16 protein-coding genes and 1 tRNA gene are annotated in these 17066 nt (G+C 69.0%); 6 read left to right on the top strand and 11 right to left on the bottom strand.

Annotated elements, in window-relative coordinates; genetic code table 11:
• Window positions 1–4: 4 nt before the first annotated feature.
• The 11 genes from OM076_RS17180 to rpmH all read right to left on the bottom strand — a co-directional run bounded on the left by OM076_RS17180 (window position 5) and on the right by rpmH (window position 7517).
• Window positions 5–1300, bottom strand: coding sequence for a calcium-binding protein (locus tag OM076_RS17180; protein WP_270041257.1), 1296 nt, complete (start codon window positions 1298–1300; stop codon window positions 5–7).
• A gap of 32 nt (window positions 1301–1332) precedes the next feature.
• Window positions 1333–2388 (bottom strand): hypothetical protein, encoded by a 1056-nt coding sequence (locus tag OM076_RS17175; protein WP_270041256.1) that lies wholly within the window; start codon window positions 2386–2388, stop codon window positions 1333–1335.
• Between the two features lie 425 nt (window positions 2389–2813).
• A tRNA-Ile gene (locus OM076_RS17170) sits at window positions 2814–2887 on the bottom strand.
• Window positions 2878–3768: a ParB/RepB/Spo0J family partition protein gene (locus tag OM076_RS17165; RefSeq protein ID WP_270041255.1), complete on the bottom strand. Its 891-nt coding sequence runs from the start codon at window positions 3766–3768 to the stop codon at window positions 2878–2880. Before OM076_RS17165 ends, OM076_RS17170 begins: the two co-directional genes overlap by 10 nt.
• The gene (locus tag OM076_RS17160) at window positions 3761–4519 is read right to left on the bottom strand and encodes a ParA family protein (protein WP_270041254.1); all 759 of its coding nucleotides are present in this window, start codon (window positions 4517–4519) and stop codon (window positions 3761–3763) included. The genes OM076_RS17165 and OM076_RS17160 overlap by 8 nt, the downstream gene beginning before the upstream one ends.
• Window positions 4520–4600: 81 nt before the next feature.
• Entirely contained in the window at window positions 4601–5272 is a 672-nt protein-coding gene (gene rsmG / locus OM076_RS17155) for a 16S rRNA (guanine(527)-N(7))-methyltransferase RsmG (protein WP_270041253.1), read from the bottom strand.
• A 13-nt stretch (window positions 5273–5285) separates the two neighbouring features.
• Window positions 5286–5744, bottom strand: coding sequence for a Jag family protein (locus OM076_RS17150; protein WP_270041252.1), 459 nt, complete (start codon window positions 5742–5744; stop codon window positions 5286–5288).
• Window positions 5741–6712 carry a YidC/Oxa1 family membrane protein insertase gene (locus tag OM076_RS17145; RefSeq protein ID WP_270041251.1) on the bottom strand — a complete coding sequence of 324 codons (972 nt, stop codon included), beginning with the start codon at window positions 6710–6712 and terminating at the stop codon, window positions 5741–5743. The genes OM076_RS17150 and OM076_RS17145 overlap by 4 nt, the downstream gene beginning before the upstream one ends.
• 3 nt (window positions 6713–6715) lie before the next feature.
• On the bottom strand, window positions 6716–6964 hold the full coding sequence (gene yidD, locus OM076_RS17140) for a membrane protein insertion efficiency factor YidD (RefSeq protein ID WP_270041250.1): 249 nt from the start codon (window positions 6962–6964) through the stop codon (window positions 6716–6718).
• Window positions 6961–7368, bottom strand: a complete 408-nt coding sequence (gene rnpA, locus OM076_RS17135) for a ribonuclease P protein component (protein ID WP_270041249.1) — start codon at window positions 7366–7368, stop codon at window positions 6961–6963. The genes yidD and rnpA overlap by 4 nt, the downstream gene beginning before the upstream one ends.
• On the bottom strand, window positions 7368–7517 hold the full coding sequence (rpmH, locus tag OM076_RS17130) for a 50S ribosomal protein L34 (RefSeq protein WP_270041248.1): 150 nt from the start codon (window positions 7515–7517) through the stop codon (window positions 7368–7370). Before rpmH ends, rnpA begins: the two co-directional genes overlap by 1 nt.
• A 306-nt stretch (window positions 7518–7823) precedes the next feature.
• Between rpmH and dnaA the strand changes: the two genes are divergently transcribed.
• The 6 genes from dnaA (at window position 7824) to gyrA (ending at window position 16941) form a co-directional block, all read left to right on the top strand.
• The gene (dnaA, locus tag OM076_RS17125; RefSeq protein ID WP_270041247.1) at window positions 7824–9152 is read left to right on the top strand and encodes a chromosomal replication initiator protein DnaA; all 1329 of its coding nucleotides are present in this window, start codon (window positions 7824–7826) and stop codon (window positions 9150–9152) included.
• 152 nt (window positions 9153–9304) lie between these two features.
• Window positions 9305–10411, top strand: coding sequence for a DNA polymerase III subunit beta (gene dnaN / locus OM076_RS17120; RefSeq protein WP_270041246.1), 1107 nt, complete (start codon window positions 9305–9307; stop codon window positions 10409–10411).
• Window positions 10408–11508, top strand: coding sequence for a DNA replication/repair protein RecF (recF, locus tag OM076_RS17115; protein WP_270041245.1), 1101 nt, complete (start codon window positions 10408–10410; stop codon window positions 11506–11508). Before dnaN ends, recF begins: the two co-directional genes overlap by 4 nt.
• Window positions 11505–11798, top strand: a complete 294-nt coding sequence (locus OM076_RS17110; protein ID WP_270041244.1) for a DciA family protein — start codon at window positions 11505–11507, stop codon at window positions 11796–11798. Before recF ends, OM076_RS17110 begins: the two co-directional genes overlap by 4 nt.
• A 145-nt stretch (window positions 11799–11943) precedes the next feature.
• Window positions 11944–14367, top strand: a complete 2424-nt coding sequence (gene gyrB, locus OM076_RS17105; RefSeq protein WP_270041243.1) for a DNA topoisomerase (ATP-hydrolyzing) subunit B — start codon at window positions 11944–11946, stop codon at window positions 14365–14367.
• Between the two features lie 3 nt (window positions 14368–14370).
• Window positions 14371–16941, top strand: a complete 2571-nt coding sequence (gyrA, locus tag OM076_RS17100; protein ID WP_270041242.1) for a DNA gyrase subunit A — start codon at window positions 14371–14373, stop codon at window positions 16939–16941.
• Window positions 16942–17066 lie beyond the last annotated feature (125 nt).

Genomic DNA, 17066 nt, shown 5'->3' with positions numbered 1-17066 from the left:
AGCCCTAGCTGCACTTCCCGGGCTTTGTCGCCCCGACCGCCAGGCACAGCAGCTCGCTCTTGACCACACCCTTCCTGGTGACCTTGAGCCGCTGGACGCGGCCGATCTCGTTCGGGCGGGTGACCCGGATCTCGACGACGGCGTTCAGCTTGAGGTAGCGCTGCTTGAACAGCGACAGCAGGTTGACCTTGCTCTTGCCCGCCTTGCCCGTCTGGGTCTTCTTGCTGAACGGGCAGCCCTTGCGCTTGCCGCCCGTGCACCGCACCTCGATCGCGTCGCCGGCCCGGATCTCGGACAGCGTGATCCGCACGAACCGAGCCGAGTTCCCGCGTCCCTTGGTGCTGTAGCCCAGGGGCGCGGTGACCCGCAGGTACTGCGGACCGCCCGCGCAGTCCTCATCGACCGCATTACCGACGATCTCCCCCGCGCCGGGGTGCACCGCGGGATCGTCCGGCGCGCAGTCCTGCTCGTTGAGCGTGCCGTCGCCGTCGCGATCGGGCGCGACCTCGCAGTTGGCGGCGCCATCTCCCGGATCGGCCAGCAGCGTGTCCGTGCCCGCCCCGCAATCGATCGAGTCGTAGCGCCCGTCGCGGGTGTCGATCCGGTCGTCGCCCTCCTGGCCCTCCACACGGTCCTCGCCCGTTCCGCCCGTGATCGTGTCGTTTCCGCCCCCGCCGCTGAGCCGGTTGCCCAGGTTGTTGCCGACGATCGAGTCGTTCCCCGCTCCGCCGCTCGCCCCCTCGACGTCGGCGCCGACCGTGTCCGCCTCCCCCGCCTCGCCGGACGCGGCCTGGCCGTTGAGCAGGATCGTCACGGAGTTCCCGCGGCCGCTGTAGTCCGCGGTGTCGTCGCCATCGCCGCCGTTGAAGACGTCGCTGCCGCCGCCCGCGATCCAGTTGTCGCCGCCCGGCCCGCCGTTGATGGTGTCGTTGCCGGCGCCGTCGGTGATGTAATCGCCACCGAGCCCCGCGTCGACCTGGAGGCTGGTCCCCGCGGCGACCCCCGAAGCGTCGATGGTGTCGTTGCCGGCGAGCGTGTTGACGATCGTCGTGGCCGCCGACGGGCAACTCGCGGTGTCTCCGTCGACCTGCATGCAGCCGGGCCCGCCGAGCCCGATCGCCGAGGACCCGAAGACGGTCATAGCTCCCTCCGTGCGGATGGCGACCTGCTCGTCCACGTCGGACCCTTCGTACGTGTTCGACACGCTCCCCATGCCGGACACAGTCCCCGCGTGCGCGGCGGACGGGAGTGCGAGCGCGAGGATTCCAACACCCGCGGCGAGGACGCGTGAGAGGGCCATGCGCCGACCGTATCCCGATGTGACGATCGACGCTAGCCGTACGACGGCTGCTTCTCGGTCCGCTTGCGGTCCTCGGCTGCCTTGTCTTTGCGCCTATCGCGCGAGGCTCGGGCGGCGTCCCACAGGCGCTGCTGGTTGACGATCCCGGCCAACTCGGCGAGAAAGTCCGTGATCGAAGGGCAGGCGTACGGCTTGATGTACCTGGCCACCACCGCGTCGATGTCGTCGTCGCGGTGGACGCCGCACGCGCGGATCTGGGTCAGGAATGTGCCGAGATCCTCGATTCTGGTCCCCAGCGTCTCGAAGAGCTCCAGCGGCGCGACGGACTTGGCGACGCGGTCGGCGTGCGGCGAGCGCAATACGCCGAGGACTGCCTTGAGCATCATGTACCGCTCGCGCACGAGCTTCAGGACGCCGGGTCCTGACACCGGGAAGAAGTGGTCGCCCTTGTCGACCTCGTAGACGCGACCGGACGGGACTTCGTAACACATGCCCTTCCCGAAGTACGGCTGGCGCTTGGGCAGCTGCTTGGCCAGCGAGGCGCCGTCGGCCATCAGCTGTTCTCGGACCTCCGGCATGAGCAGGCTGTTGAGGTCCTCAGGGTGAGAGTCGCCGAGATTCCAGAGGCCGTGCCGGAGCAGGCTCGCGTAGACCGTCTCCTCACGGTCGGTCTTGAGGTTCTTGAAGGTGACCGACAGCCACGTCCCGTCGTCGACGACGGCCGGCGAGGCAGGCAGGGCCGGCTGCGCCACGGGGACGCTCGGGCGGTCGAGCTGCGGGCCGATCTCGCTGTCCAGCAGGTCGAGTGCGGCCTGCAGCGCCTGGATCTTGGCCGCCCCTGCGGGCGCGGTGCGATAGGCCTGGACAGCACGGGCGCACCCGCTGTCGTTGAGGCTCAGGATCCGTAGGAGCGTGCCAACGCTCACCAGCGTGGATTCAACTTCAACCGGGTCGAGCCCGGCGCTGAACTCCTCCACGAACTCGATCGGTACGAGGACGTATGCGGCCTCGTAGTCGCTGAAGTCGCCGGCAGTCGGATGGTCCGGGATGTGCAGACCGGGCCCCATGCCGTCGGGCATGATCTTCATGCGCTGGACCGACAGGCGCGGAGACGTTGTGCGCTGGGCAACTGGCGCCCGCGCGGCAGACAGCCACTGGGACACGGCTCGGTTGCCGGCGGTCTGCTGCAGCTCGAGCAGGCGACGGTACCGCGGTTGCGAGGCGGCGTCCGGCTGATCGGCTCTGGCCCGCGGGTCGCTCGCCGATCGCATCTGGGAGAGACGGGTCGAGGACACGAGCAGCAGGCTGGTCCGCCGACCGGAAGACGTCAACCATCGACGCCACGCACGGCTGCGCCCCCGAAAATACGCGCAACCAGTCTGTAACCGTGCGAACTGTCGCAACCAATCGGCGGCTGCTGTGCACCGCGCCCACCGCCACGTTCCAGGTCGCGGCGCAAGGCTGCGCACTCCAGAACGAAAGAAGCCCGCCAGTAGCGGGCTCCGTGGGCGAGTGGGCGATCCAGGATTCGAACCTGGGACCTCTTCCTTATCAGAGAAGCGCTCTAACCGACTGAGCTAATCGCCCGCTGCGGCGCGGAATGATAGCCGCTTCGCGAGGGCTTCGGCCTCTTGCAGCGACTCTACCGCCAGAGTGACGGTGTAGCCCTCTTTGCGAGGGGCGACGCGGACGTCCGCTCCTAGGGCCCTGGCGAAGATGTCCTGCAGGCGCTCGGCGGCGGCGAGTTGGTCGGGGTGGACCTTGCGGGTGGGCTTCGGCGCCACCTCGGGCGGGCGGGCGGCTTCGCGGGCGCGGGCTTCGGTCTCGCGGACCGTCCAGCCTTCGTCGGCGGCCGCACGGGCCAGACGGCGGCGGTCGGCGTGGTCCGGAGCCGTGAGCACCGCACGGCCGTGCCCCTCGGTCAGGCGGCCGGCGACGAGCATGTCGAGCACCTCGTCCGGGAGGTCGAGGAGGCGGAGGAGGTTCGAGACCGCCACGCGGGAGCGACCGACCCGCTTGCCGACCTCCTCGCGCGTGAGACCGAACTCGTCGACGAGCAGCGAGCAGGCGCGCGCCTCCTCGACCGGGTTCAGGTCCTCGCGGGCCATGTTCTCGATCACGGCGATCTCGAGGCTCTCGCGGTCCTCGTGGGTCGCGACGACGGCCGGGACGACCTCCAGGCCGGCGAGCTGCGCGGCCCGCCAGCGGCGTTCGCCGGCGATCAGCTCGTAGGTGCCGCCCGGGCAGGGACGGACGAGAATCGGCTGCAAAACGCCGCGTTCGCGCACCGACTCGGAGAGCCCGAGCAGTGAGTCCTGGTCGAAGGACTGACGCGGCTGGAGTGGGTTGGGCGTGATCAGGTCGACCGGCAGGCGCCGCAGTTCCGGCAGCTCCTCGGCGCCGTCGGCCGGGAGCGTCGGCGACAGGATCGCCGCGAGCCCGCGGCCCATCCCACGATTGCTAGCCACGGGCGGCCACCTCCTTGGCGAGTTCGAAGTAGGCCTCGGAGCCCGCGCAGTGCGGGTCGTGGTGGATCACCGGGATGCCGTAGCTGGGGGCTTCTCCGAGGCGCACGTTGCGCGGGATGACGGTGTCGAACACGAGCGCCGGGAAATGCGACCGCACCTCCCGCTCGACGTCCTGCGCGAGCTTGGTGCGCGCGTCGTGCATCGTCAGGAGCATCCCGGCGACGGTCAGCCGCGGATTGAGGTCGCGCTGGATCGCCGCGAGCGTGTCGAGCAGCCCGGCGAGGCCCTCGAGCGCGAAGTACTCGGTCTGGACCGGCACGATCACGCGTTCCGCCGCGACCAGGGCGTTGACGGTCAACGGCCCGAGCGACGGCGGGCAGTCCAGGAGGATGAAGGCATAGTCCTCGCGCAGCGGTTCGAGCGCCTCGCGCAGGCGGGTCTCGGACCCGGCCAGGCGCGGCAGCTCCATCGTGGCGCCGGCGAGGTCCGGGGTGGAGACGAGGATCGAGAGCCGCTCGACCCCGGTCGGGCGGACGGCGTCACGGGCGTCGATGTCACCGGCGAGCACGTCATAGACGCCCGGAGTGTTCTCTCGGGAGACGCCGAGACCGACCGTGGCGTTGCCTTGGGGATCGACGTCAACGACGAGCGTCTCGTAGCCGGCGGCGGCGATGCACGCGGCGACGTTGACCGCGGTGGTCGTCTTGCCGACCCCGCCCTTCTGATTCGCGATCGCGTAGATGGTGCCCATTCAGGCGTCGACGCTAGCGGCGGCGTCGGTCGGATCGGCATCCGATCCCGCGTTTCACGTGAAACGGTTGACGGGGTTCGATCAGCCGAGCGGGCGCTTCGTCGCCATCCCCGGCCGGCGCGGAAAGCGGCTCGGAGTGGGTGCGATCTTGCAGTAGGCATGCAGCGTGTGGTCGCGTGCGCCGGGAAACGGCGTCACCGCGACCACGCCCCGGGGCTCCAGGCCCAGGATCGCCGCGGCGGCGGTGGCGGCGGAGACCTCCTCGTCGGACGCCGCCCCTTTCCACGCCACGACATGACCACCCTCGATCAACAGCGGCGCGGCGTATTCGAGGATCACGGCGAGCGCCCCGAGCGCCCGTGCGGTGACGAGATCGTGGACGCCGATGCCCTCAGGCCAGCTCTCGGCTCGAGCGTTGACGACGTCCGCATTCTCCAGGCCCGACACCTCGATCGCCCGCTCCAGGTACCGGCAATGGCGGATCGCGCTCTCGACGAGGCTCACGCGTGCCTCGGGGAGCGCGGCGGCGAGCGCGAGGCCGGGCCAGCCCGCGCCGGAACCGAGGTCCGCGATGCGGGTGGCGGACGCAACGAAGGGCAACTCGAGCGCGGACAGGGAATCGGCGACGTGCCGGCCCACGGCCTCGCGAGGATCGCGGACCGTCGTGGACGCGGTGACGTCGTGGGCCTGCAGCTCGAGGATGGCCGCCAGCGGCTCGACGGCACCCGCCGGGGCCACCTCGGAGAGTTTCACGTGAAACGCTCGGTCAGTCGAGCGGAGCCACGACGAGGTGGCGATCCGGCTCGGTGCCCTCGGAGTACGTCTCGACGTCCTCGCGGTCCTTGAGGTACTCGTGGACGACCTTCCGCTCGGTCGCGCTCATCGCGTCCAGCGCCACCGGGCGACTGGTGTCGACGGCCTTCTCCGCCGCCTCGTCGGCCTGCCGCTGGAGCGCCAACTCGCGCCGCTCCCGGTACCCGGCGGCGTCGACGACGACGCGCAGGCCCGCAGCGGGGGGATGATCCCGCGTCGCCGCCTTGAACGCCAGGTGCTGCACGGCGTCGATCGTCTGGCCGTGACGGCCGATGAACAGGCCGAGGTCGTCGCCCTCGAGGGTGGCCGTGATGTTGCGGCCCTCCTCCTCGACCAGGACGTCGGCGTCCAGCGCGAGCGCATCGCTGATGTGCTCGAGCAAGTCCTTCACGCGGTCGCCAGATGCGCTCATCGCCGTCTCCCCGAACGTTTCTTCTTCTTCTTTGGTGGTGCGGGTGGGCGGCTTGCCGGCCGGCCCTTGGGTTCGGCTCCGCCGACGCCGGCGGGTTCCTTGACGCGCGTGGCCGCCTTGCCGCCGCTGTTGCCACCACCGCCGGATTTCGGGCCCTCCACGGCCACGGTCGCCCCACCGCTGCCGCCGCCCCCACCGCCGAACAGGCCGGCCAATCCGCCGCCGCCGGTATCCGCCCCGGGCGGACGCAGCGGGCCGAGCCGCTTACGGATGATCGCCTGCTGGACGATCGTCCACGTGTTCGTGGTGATCCAGTACACGAGCAGGCCGGCCGGGAACTGGATGACGAACGTGACGAAGATGAAGGGCAGCGCCAAGAAGATCATCCGCTGCGTCTTGTCCGTCGTCGTCGACATCAGCAGCGTCGAGAACAGCTGCGTGCCGACGTAGAGGACGATCAGGATGATCAGCGTCGTGCCGGTCGCCTTGTCCGTCAGATCCTTGATGAACAGGAACTGCGACTCGCCCGTCGACCCGCAGGGGATCGGGTGCGCGAAGTTCGGCGTGCCGGGACCGTTGATCTCCGGGCAGATGTCCCGCCGGAGATCGGTGCGCAGCATGTAGTACAGCGAGATGAAGACCGGGAACTGGGCCACCATCGGGAGGCACGAGGCGAACGGATTCACCTTGTTCTCCCGATAGAACTTCATCATCTCCTGGTTCATCCGCTCCTTGTCGTTCTTGAACCGCTCCTGCAGCTTCTTCATCTCCGGCTGGAGGTGAGCGAGCCGCTGCATCGAGTGGAACTGCTTGAACGTCAGGGGGAGTAGGCACGCGCGGACGAGGATCGTCAGCAAGATGATCGAGAAGCCCCAGCCGATCCCGATGTTGTCGTGGAAGAACTTCAGGATCGCTTCGAAGAAGTCGATCAGCGGCTGGATTACGGGGACGTTCAGGAGAAGGTGCACGGTTTAAGAGGGGGAGACGTGTTGGCGGCGGAAGAGGGTCTGGGCGGACACAGGGTCGTAGCCGCCATGGCTGAACGGATTGCAGCGCAGGATGCGCCAGGCCGCGAGCACCGTTCCTCTCAGGATGCCATAGGACTGAACGGCCTGCACCGCGTACTCCGAGCACGTCGGGTGGTACTTGCAGCGGCGCGGGAACGCGGGCGAGATCCAGCGCTGATAGGCGCGGATCGGCGCGATCGCGAGCCGCTTCACGAGCCGGCTTCCGACGGCGGGGCGGGCGATCCGCCCAGGCCGTCGACGAGCTCAGCCAGCGCGGTGCGGATGCCGTTCATGCCTTCGCGCTCGGCAAGGCCCTTTGCATCCGGGCGGGCGACGACCACGTAGTCCGAGCTGGACGGCAGCCGTTCGGCCTCTTCCCAGAAGGCCTCGCGCAGCACGCGCTTGACGCGGTTGCGGTCGACGGCGCCGCCGACGCGCTTGGATACGGAGAGGCCGAGCCGCGGCCCGTCGTCGGGCGCGCGGCCGGAGTCGCCTTCCCCATGGGGGAAGGCGTAGAGGACGAGGAAGCGATTGCCCTTCGAGCGGCCCTGCCGGTAGACGCGCTCGAACTCCGCACTACGCGAGAGCCGGCGACGACCAGGGGCGCGCCCAGGCACTAGTGCTTCGTGTCGCTCACGGTCAGCTTCTTGCGACCCTTGTCACGACGCCGCTTCAGGACGAGGCGACCGGCACGGGTACTCATGCGCTCGCGAAACCCGTGCGTACGGGCGCGCTTGCGCTTCTTGGGCTGATAGGTGCGCTTCACGGTTCGTGGACTCCTTGGGCCGCGGGCCGGGGTGGGTTGGAGGGCTCGGCGCAGCACCGAGCCGCCTCGCTGCGCGGCGGCGTACAAGGATACACGGGAGCAGGGCGCACACCGTTATGCACATCGATCGGACAGCTGTGCACGAGGCCCGCGTTCACATTCTCGCGCGATTTGCGGAGGCGTCCGGGGAAGGCCGTCAACCGTCCCTGGACCCTTTGCTATGTTCGCGCTCCGGGCCGTTCGCGGCCCTCTCCGTAGCCCACTTCGAGCCTCGGCAGCAGCCGAGGAGGACTCTTTACGCGCCTAGTGTCAGATCCCGATCCAGCGACAATCTGGCACCGCTTCCGGACGGAAGCCCAACGCGCCGTGAGCGAGTCGACGTGGCACATCTGGCTCGAGCGGGTCGGGTTCCGAGAGCTCGCCGGCACCACGCTGGTGCTCGAGGCGCCCGACGACGTCCGTAGCTGGGTCGAGACCCGCTTCACCCGCCTGCTCAACGCCCTCGCGGAGACGGTCATCGGGCCAGGCGCGCGCGTGGACATCGTGGGGCCGCAGGAGCAGGTGGAGATCGAGCGGCCGCGCCCGGAGGCACAGCGGGCGCAGATCGCGCAGGAGCTCAACCCGCGCCTGACGTTCGACCAGTTCGTCATCGGCGACTGCAACCGCCTCGCCCACGCGGCCGCGCTCGCGGTCGCCGAGATGCCCGGCCTGGCCTACAACCCGCTGTTCATCTGCGGCCCGCCCGGGCTCGGCAAGACCCACCTGCTGCACTCGATCGCCAACTACGTCCACGAGCACGGCGCCGGCCTGACCGCCCGCTACACGACCGTCGAGGCCTTCACCGACCACTTCGTCGGCGCGCTCAAGGACGGCGGGATGGAGGCGTTCAAGGCCGCCTACCGCGGCGTCGACGTCCTGCTCGTCGACGACGTCCAGTTCCTGCAGAGCCGAGCCAAGACCGAGCAGGAGTTCTTCCACACCTTCAATGCGCTGCACCAGGCGGGCGCCCAGCTCGTCCTGACCTCCGACCGCCCGCCGCGCGACCTCGAAGCCCTCGAGGACCGGCTGCGCGAGCGCTTCGAGGCTGGCCTGGTGTGCGACGTGAAGCCGCCCGAGCGCGCCACCCGCCTCACGGTCCTGCGCAAGCGCGTCGCCCAGGACGACGTCGGCGACATCGACCCGCAGGCGCTCGAGCTGATCGCCGACCGAGTCGCGACCAACCTCCGCGCGCTGGAAGGCGCCCTGATCCGCGTGGTCGCCTTCGGCTCGCTGACGGGTCGCCCGGTCACCCCCGAGCTGGCCAACGAGGTCCTCGACGGCCTCTATCCACAGCTCAAGCCCAAGGTCCGCTCGGTCAAAGAGATCCAGGAGCAGACGTGCGCGGCGTTCGGGATCACGATGGACGACCTGCTCTCCAGCACCCGCACCCAGCCCGTCGCGTTCGCCCGCCAGGTCGCCATGTATCTCTCGCGCGAGCTGACCGACGTCAGCCTGCCGGCGATCGGGCGCGCCTTCGGCAACCGCAACCACACCACGGTGATGCACGCGTGCAAGCGCACCGCGGAGCGGATCGCGACCGACAAAGACGCCTACGAGGCTGTGCGCAAGCTCACCCGCGAGCTCGGCGGCGAGTGATGCGACCGACTCGACTGCCAGACTTCGACAGTTCGTGCACAGGCGTTCGCGGCTTCACAACGCGCTTCGCACGGCTTGTGCACACAATGAACAACCCCGATGACCACTGAACAGATTCATCACCCGATCTCGACGCGAGAGGCGGCAGCCGAATGAAGATCACGACCCGGCGCGAGGCGCTCTTCGGCCAGCTGCAGACGGTTACGCGCGCGGCATCCACGCGCAGCGCCGTTCAAGCCCTGTCCGGAGTCCAAGTGCTCGCGACCGGCGGCGCGATCGAGCTCCGTGCCACGGACATGGAGATCGGCCTGCGCGTGCCGCTGGAAGGCGACATCGTCCGTGAGGGCTCCGTCGTCCTGCCCGCCCGCCTCGTCGTCGACGTCGTCCGGGCGCTCCCCGGCACCGACGTCACGCTCGAGCTGCGCCCCACCGAGCAGGACGTGGAGATCGTCGGCGGCTCCGCGACCTTCCACATTCGCACCCTGCGCTCCGAGGACTTCCCGCCCTTCCCGGAGCCTGAGGGCGATCGCGTCCTCGTCCCCGGCGACGCGTTCGTCGCGACCGTCAACAAGGTGGCGCGTTCGGCCTCGCGGGATGAGACCCGCCCGGTCCTGACCGGCATCCTCGTCTCGGCGACCGGCGACGAGCTGCGGATGGTCGCCACCGACTCCTACCGGCTCTCGGTCAAGGAGACGAAGCTCGACGAGGCGCTCTCGGGAGCGTTCGAGGCCAACGTGCCGGCGCGGGCGCTGCAGGAGCTGACGCGGATCGTCCAGCACGAGAACGCCCAGGAGCTCGCCGTCTCGGTGCGGGCCAACCAGGTCGTCTTCGAGGCCGGCGGCGTGGTGCTCTCCTCGCGGCTGATCGACGGCCAGTTCCCCAACTACCGTCAGCTGCTGCCCGACGCCTACGAGCACGCGCTGCGCCTGGCCGGCGGGGAGATCTCCGAGGTCGTGCGCCGCATCTCGCTGCTGGCGCAGAAGAACGCGCCGCTGCGGCTGGCGTTTACCGAGGGCGAGCTGACGGTCTCGGCGCGCACGCCCGACGTGGGCGAGGCGCGCGAGACGCTGCCGGTCCCGTTCGCCGGCGAGCCGCTGGAGATCGGGTTCAACCCGGAGTTCCTCCGCGACGGCCTGGAGGCGATCGAGGGCGGCGACGTCGTCCTGAAGCTCATCTCGCCGCTGCGCCCGGGCATGATCGAGGCCGGGGACGAGTCGGGCTTCCAGTACCTCCTGATGCCGATCAGACTGAATGTGTGATCGCCACCCGGCTCTCGCTGCGCGACTTCCGCTCTTACAGTGCGGCGGACGTGCGGCTGGGGCCGGGGCTGACGGTCGTCTCCGGCCGTAACGGCGCCGGGAAGACGAACCTCCTCGAGGCGATCTACTTCGCCTGCACGGGCCGTTCCTGCCGGACGGCCAACGAGCGCGAGGTGGTGCGCTTCGGCGCCGAGCTGACGCGCTTGGAGCTGGCCTGCGAGGACGCGCTGGGCCGGCATGAGATCTCGGTCGGCTTCAAGCCGGGCGACGCGAAGCGCCTGAAGGCCGACGGCGCCCCTGTGGACAACCTCGTGGGGGTGTCGGCAAGACCGTTGGTATCGGTCTTCCTGCCCGACCGGCTGGAGCTGGTGCTCGGCGCGCCCGCGCTGCGGCGCTCGCACCTGGACCAGGTCGTCGCCGCGCTGTGGCCGGCGCGGGCGGGCACGCGCCGCGCCTATTCGGCCGCGCTCGCGCAGCGCAACGCGCTTCTGGCCTCGATTCGCGCCGGCCGGGCCTCCAAGGCCTCACTGCCGGCCTGGGACGCGGAGCTGGCCCGCCACGGGATCGCCCTGATGGCCGACCGCGACGCCACCGTCGAGCGGCTTCGCCCGCGCTTCGCCGAGCACGCGGCGGGGCTCGGCCTCGAGGGCGAGGTCGAGCTGCGCTACCGGCCGCGCTCGAAGGCCGCCGACGCCGCCGGCCTGGTCGCGGAGCTCGCCGAGCGCGTCGAGTCCGACCTCGAGCGGGGCTTCACGGGCCACGGACCGCACCGCGACGACCTGGCGTTCCGCCGCGAAGGGCGTGAGCTGCGGGCGTACGGCTCCCGCGGTCAGCAGCGCCTCGGGCTGCTCTCGCTGCTGCTGGCCGAGCGGGAGGAGCTCGCGGCCGAGCGCGGCTCCGCGCCCCTGCTGCTGCTCGACGACGTCATGAGCGAGCTCGACGCGACGCGCCGGGAACGGCTGACGAGCCTGCTGCGCAGGGACGGGCAGGCGGTCATCACCACCACCGAGCTCGAGCACGTCCCGGGCTCGGACGCCGACGACGTGGAGAAGATCTTCATTGAGGGCGGACGGGCGTTGCAAGGGGTCGAAGCGTGAGGCGACAGGGCCCGCGGCCCGTCGGCTTCTCCCTCGACGCGCTCGCCGACCGGCTCGAGCCGCCCACGCTGCTCGCGGCCGTCCAGCGGGTGTGGCCACGGTGCGCGGGCCACTTCGCGGCGCACGGAGAACCCGTCATCGAGCGTGACGGGGTCGTCACGATCGCGTGCGATCAAGCGACGGCCGCGCAAGAGCTCGACCTGATGTCGGAGCTGGTCGTCGAGCGCCTCAACGACGCGCTCGGACGTCCCGCGGTGAAGCGGTTGCGGACGCGTGCGACGCGCAGCTGAACCTTGACATTTGCAGGACTTGCGCTACGCGCGCGCGTCCTTATTGAGATCGTCTGACTGCTAGAATCAAGGGACTGAATTGCCACGCCCCGGCCTCGGACGATCGTGTCCCGCCGGGGCGTCCTTGTGTGGACGAAAGGGACCCTTGAGCACCGGCGACCTAACCAACGGACAGAAGCAGCCTGAGGGCTACGACGCGCAGAACATCCAGGTCCTCGAGGGCCTCGAGGCCGTGCGCAAGCGTCCGGGCATGTACATCGGCTCGACCGGTCCCCGCGGGCTCCATCACCTCGTCTATGAGGTTGTGGACAACTCGGTGGACGAGGCGCTGGCCGGGTACTGCGACACGGTCGACGTCACGATCCATCCCGACGACTCGGTCACGGTCATCGACAACGGTCGTGGCATCCCGGTCGCGAAGATGGAGAAGGAGGACAAGTCCGCCCTCGAGGTCGTCCTCACCGTCCTGCACGCCGGCGGCAAGTTCGGCGAGGGTGGCGGCTACAAGGTCTCCGGTGGCCTGCACGGCGTGGGTGTGTCCGTCGTCAACGCCCTCTCGGACGAACTGACGGCCACCATCAAGCGCGACGGCTACACGTGGACCCAGTCCTACGTGCGTGGCGCCCCGCAGGGCGACATGGTCCAGGGAGAGCCGACGACCGAGACCGGCACGACGATCACCTTCCGCCCGGACAACGAGATCTTCGAGACGCTGAACTTCGAGTACAGCGTGCTCGAGCAGCGCCTGCGCGAGACGGCGTTCCTGACCCGCGGCCTGCAGATCACGATCACCGACGAGCGCGGCGAGGGCACGAAGACCAAGACGTTCCACTACGAGGGTGGGATCGAGGACTTCGTCCGCTACATCAACGAGAACAAGGACCCGATCCAGGAGAAGGTCATCTACTTCTCCGGTGAGAGCGACGAGGGCGCCGTCGAGGTCGCGATGCAGTGGAACGGCACCTATCAGGAGTCGGTCTTCTCGTTCGCCAACAACATCAACACGCACGAGGGCGGCTCGCACCTCTCCGGGTTCCGCTCGGCACTGACGCGCACGATCAACCGCTACGCGTTCAGCTCGGGCCTCCTCAAGCAGGGCAAGGACAAGTCGCTCGAAGGCGATGACATCCGCGAGGGTCTGTCGGCCGTCATTTCGGCGAAGCTGACCGACCCGCAGTTCGAGGGCCAGACGAAGACCAAGCTCGGCAACCCGGGCATGCAGGGCTTCGTCGAGTCGGTGGTCAACGCCAAGCTCGCCGAGTTCCTCGAGGAGAACCCGAAGGAGGCCGACCGCGTCGTCCGCAAGGCCGTCGACGCGTCACGGGCCCGCGCCGCCGCGCGCAAGGCCCGCGACACGGCCCGCAAGTCCGCGATGGGCGGCATGGGTCTCCCCGGCAAGCTCGCCGACTGCATGGTCAAGGAGCCCGAGATCGCCGAGATCTTCATCGTCGAGGGTGACTCCGCCGGCGGTTCGGCCAAACAGGGCCGCGACCGTTCCACGCAGGCGGTGCTCCCGCTGCGCGGCAAGATCCTCAATGTCGAGAAGTCGCGCATCGACAAGGTGCTGCAGAACACCGAGATCCAGGCGCTGATCACCGCGCTGGGCACCGGCATCCGCGACGAGTTCGACATCGAGAAGCTGCGCTACCACAAGATCATCCTGATGACGGACGCCGACGTCGACGGCGCGCACATCCGCACGCTGATCCTGACGCTGCTGTTCCGCGAGATGCAGGACCTGGTCGAGGCCGGGCACATCTACATCGCCAAGCCGCCGCTGTACAAGATCACGCAGGGCAAGAGCGAGCGCTACATCGAGAAGGAGTCCGAGCTGGAGAACCTCCTGCTCAGCGACAAGCTCGAGCGCTTCGAGATCGCCGACAACGAGGGCCGGGCGCTCAAGCTCACCGACGTGCGCTGGCAGCGCTACACCCGGCTGCTCAAGCAGTACGAGGGCTGGTCGAGCGCGCTGCGGGCCGAGCACGGGCACGAGGTCGTGCAGTTCCTCGAGGAGTCGCAGATCCTGGACAACCAGATCCGCACGCCGGAAGAGCTGCTGGAGCTGCTGGCGCGCCCCGTCGTCGAGACCGATCCGTTCCTGACCGAGCTGGTCTCGGCCGACGAGAACCTGATCCGCGTGAAGGCCACCGAGCGGCGCTCGAACCTCGCCCGGACGCACCGGCTGCGCACGTCGATGTTCACCGCCAACGAGTTCCGTCAGCTCGCCCGCGTCCACGCCGACCTGATCAAGCTCGCCGGCACCCCGCCCTTCACGGTCGCGCTCGGCACCGAGAGCGAGGACGCCCCGTCGTTCGAGGAGCTGCGCCGCGCGGTGCTCAGCGTCGCCGGCAAGGGCGTCAAGCTGCAGCGCTTCAAGGGCCTCGGTGAGATGAACGCCGACCAGTTGGCCTCGACCACCATGAACCCGACCACCCGGACGCTGGCCCAGGTCACGATGGACGACGCCGCTGCCGCCGACCGCCTCTTCACGATGCTGATGGGCGACAAGGTCGAGCCGCGCCGCGAGTTCATCGAGGAAAACGCCCGCGTCGCAACTCTGGATATCTAGGCCATGTCAACCACCATCATGTCGGGCAACGTCGAGCCCCGTGGGCTCGAGGAGGAGATGCGCTCCTCCTACCTCGACTATGCGATGTCGGTCATCGTCGGGCGCGCGCTGCCCGACGTCCGCGACGGCCTGAAGCCCGTCCACCGCCGTGCGCTGTTCTCGATGAACGAGAACGGCCTGCAGCCGAACCGCCCCTACGTCAAGTCGGCGCGCATCGTCGGCGACGTCATGGGCAAGTACCACCCGCACGGCGACTCCGCGATCTACGACACGATCGTCCGCATGGCGCAGGACTTCTCCCTGCGCTACCCGCTGGTGGACGGACAGGGCAACTTCGGCTCCGTCGATGACGATCCCGCGGCCGCCATGCGGTACACGGAGGCGCGGCTGGCGCCGATCGCGCGCGAGATGCTGCGCGATCTCGACTCCGACACCGTCGACTTCGGGCCCAACTACGATGGCTCCGAGCGCGAGCCGCTGGTCCTGCCGGCGCGCTTCCCGAACCTGCTCGTCAACGGGTCGTCGGGCATCGCCGTGGGCATGGCGACGAACATCCCGCCGCACAACCTGCGCGAGACGATCGCGGCGACGATCGCGTTCATCGACAACCCGGACATCGACACCACCGGGCTGATGCAGCACATGAAGGGCCCGGACTTCCCGACCGGCGGTGTCATCCTCGGTCTCTCGGGCATCCGCGACGCGTATGAGACCGGCCGCGGCAAGGTGCGCGTGCGCGCGACCGCGCACTTCGAGCAGATCCGCGGCAACCGCGAGGCGATCGTGGTCACCGAGATGCCCTTCATGGTCAAGAAGGGCGGCGACAGCGGCGTCATCAAGAAGATCGTCGATCTGGTCAACGAGAAGAAGCTGACCGAGATCTCAGACGTCCAGGACCACACCGATCGCAACGGCATGCGGCTCGTGATCGAGCTCAAGCGCGACGCGAACCCCAAGGTCGTCCTGAACAAGCTCTACAAGCACACGCCGATGCAGACGACGTTCGGCGTGAACATGGTCGCGCTGGTCGAGAACGTTCCGAAGCTGCTCTCGCTGCGCGAGGTCATCCTCAACTACGTCCGCCATCAGCGCGAGGTCATCGTCCGCCGCGCGAAGCACGAGCTGCGCGCGCTGGAGCGCTCGGTGCACCGGCTCGAGGGCTTGCTGATCGCCCTCGATCACCTCGACGAGGTCATCGACCTGATCCGCTCGTCGCGCGACCGCGACAGCGCCCGCACCGGGCTGATGGAGCGCTTCGAGCTCACGCACGTCCAGGCGCAGGCCATCCTCGAACTGCGCCTGCAGCAGCTGACCGCCCTGGAGGCCGACGCGCTGCGCAAGGAGCACGCCGACAAGATGGAGCGGATCCGCGAGCTGCGCGAGCTGCTCGGCAACGAGGACATGGTCCTCGAGCTGATCAAGACCGAGCTCCTGGAGATCTCCGAGCGCTACGGCGACGACCGCCGCACGAAGATCGCGCCGTCCGAGGACGACATCGACATCGAGGACCTGATCGCCGACCAGCAGATGGTCATCTCGATCACGAACACGGGCTACATCAAGTCGCTCCCGCTCGCGACCTACCGGGCCCAGCGCCGCGGTGGTGTCGGGATCATCGGGATGGACATGAAGGACGAGGACTTCATCGAGCATCTGTTCGTGTCCTCGACCCACGACTACCTGCTGTTCTTCACGAACCGCGGCAAGGTCTACCGGTCCAAGGTCTACGACCTGCCCGAGATGTCGCGCACCTCCAAGGGTCGCTTCCTCGGCAACGTCCTGCCGCTGCGCGAGGGCGAACGGGTGCAGTCGGTGCTCGCCACGCGGGACTTCGGCGAGTCGCCCTACATCATGTTCGCCACCAGGAACGGCACGGTGAAGAAGACCGCGTTCCAGGCGTACAACACGCCGATCCGCGCGGACGGCATCATCGCGATCAACATCCGCGAGGACGACGAGCTCGTCGCCGTGCGCCGGGTGGACGAGAACGACGAGATCCTGATCGTCTCCCACGCCGGCCTGGCCGTGCGCTTCCGCGAGTCCGACGCCCGCGCGATGGGCCGCGACACCAGCGGCGTGCGCGGCATGGACGTCTCCGACAAGGGCAACTACGTGCTCGCGATGGACGTGGCGCGTCCGGGTCAGGACCTGCTGGTCGTGACCGAGGGCGGCTACGGCAAGCGCACGTCGGTGGACGAGTACCGGCTCACGTCGCGCGGCGCCAAGGGCGTCAAGACGATCACGTTCACCGAGACCAAGGGCCTGCTGTCCGGCGCGCTCGTGGTCCGGGAGCACGAGGAGCTCGTCTTCATCTCCCAGAACGGCATGGTGCAGCGCACGTCGGTGCGCGGGATCAACCGCTACGGCCGCGCCTCGCAGGGCGTGAAGGTGATGAACCTGCGCGAGGGCGATCAGGTCTCGGCGGTGGCGCTGGTGGTCGAGTCCGAGACGTCGACCGCGGCGGCGGTTCTCGACGAGGACCTGCCGATCGACGTTCCCATGGACGGTCCGCTGCCGGAGAGTGTCAGTGAGGACACCATCGAGCCCTCCCCGGAGGACGAGGCTGACGAATAGCGCTTGCGGGTCCGCCGGAGAGTTCGCTACTCTTCGAATCACCAGAGAAAGGGGGTGGTCCGAAGTTGAGTGACAGTTCTTGTGGGACCCTGGAGGTGCCCGGCCGCTAGACCAGCCGGCGCTGG

The organism is Solirubrobacter ginsenosidimutans (assembly GCF_027587205.1).
The sequence above is the reverse complement of the archived record's forward strand: the minus strand, read 5'-3'. Positions and strand labels throughout refer to the sequence as shown.

What these genes read in the sequence shown, in the direction of transcription:
- OM076_RS17180 (WP_270041257.1), bottom strand. Translation starts at nt 1,300, where the DNA reads ATGGCCCTCTCACGCGTCCTCGCCGCGGGTGTTGGAATCCTCGCGCTC.
- OM076_RS17175 (WP_270041256.1), bottom strand. Translation starts at nt 2,388, where the DNA reads ATGAAGATCATGCCCGACGGCATGGGGCCCGGTCTGCACATCCCGGAC.
- OM076_RS17160 (WP_270041254.1), bottom strand. Translation starts at nt 4,519, where the DNA reads ATGGGCACCATCTACGCGATCGCGAATCAGAAGGGCGGGGTCGGCAAG.
- OM076_RS17150 (WP_270041252.1), bottom strand. Translation starts at nt 5,744, where the DNA reads ATGAGCGCATCTGGCGACCGCGTGAAGGACTTGCTCGAGCACATCAGC.
- dnaN (WP_270041246.1), top strand. Translation starts at nt 9,305, where the DNA reads ATGAAGATCACGACCCGGCGCGAGGCGCTCTTCGGCCAGCTGCAGACG.
- gyrA (WP_270041242.1), top strand. Translation starts at nt 14,371, where the DNA reads ATGTCAACCACCATCATGTCGGGCAACGTCGAGCCCCGTGGGCTCGAG.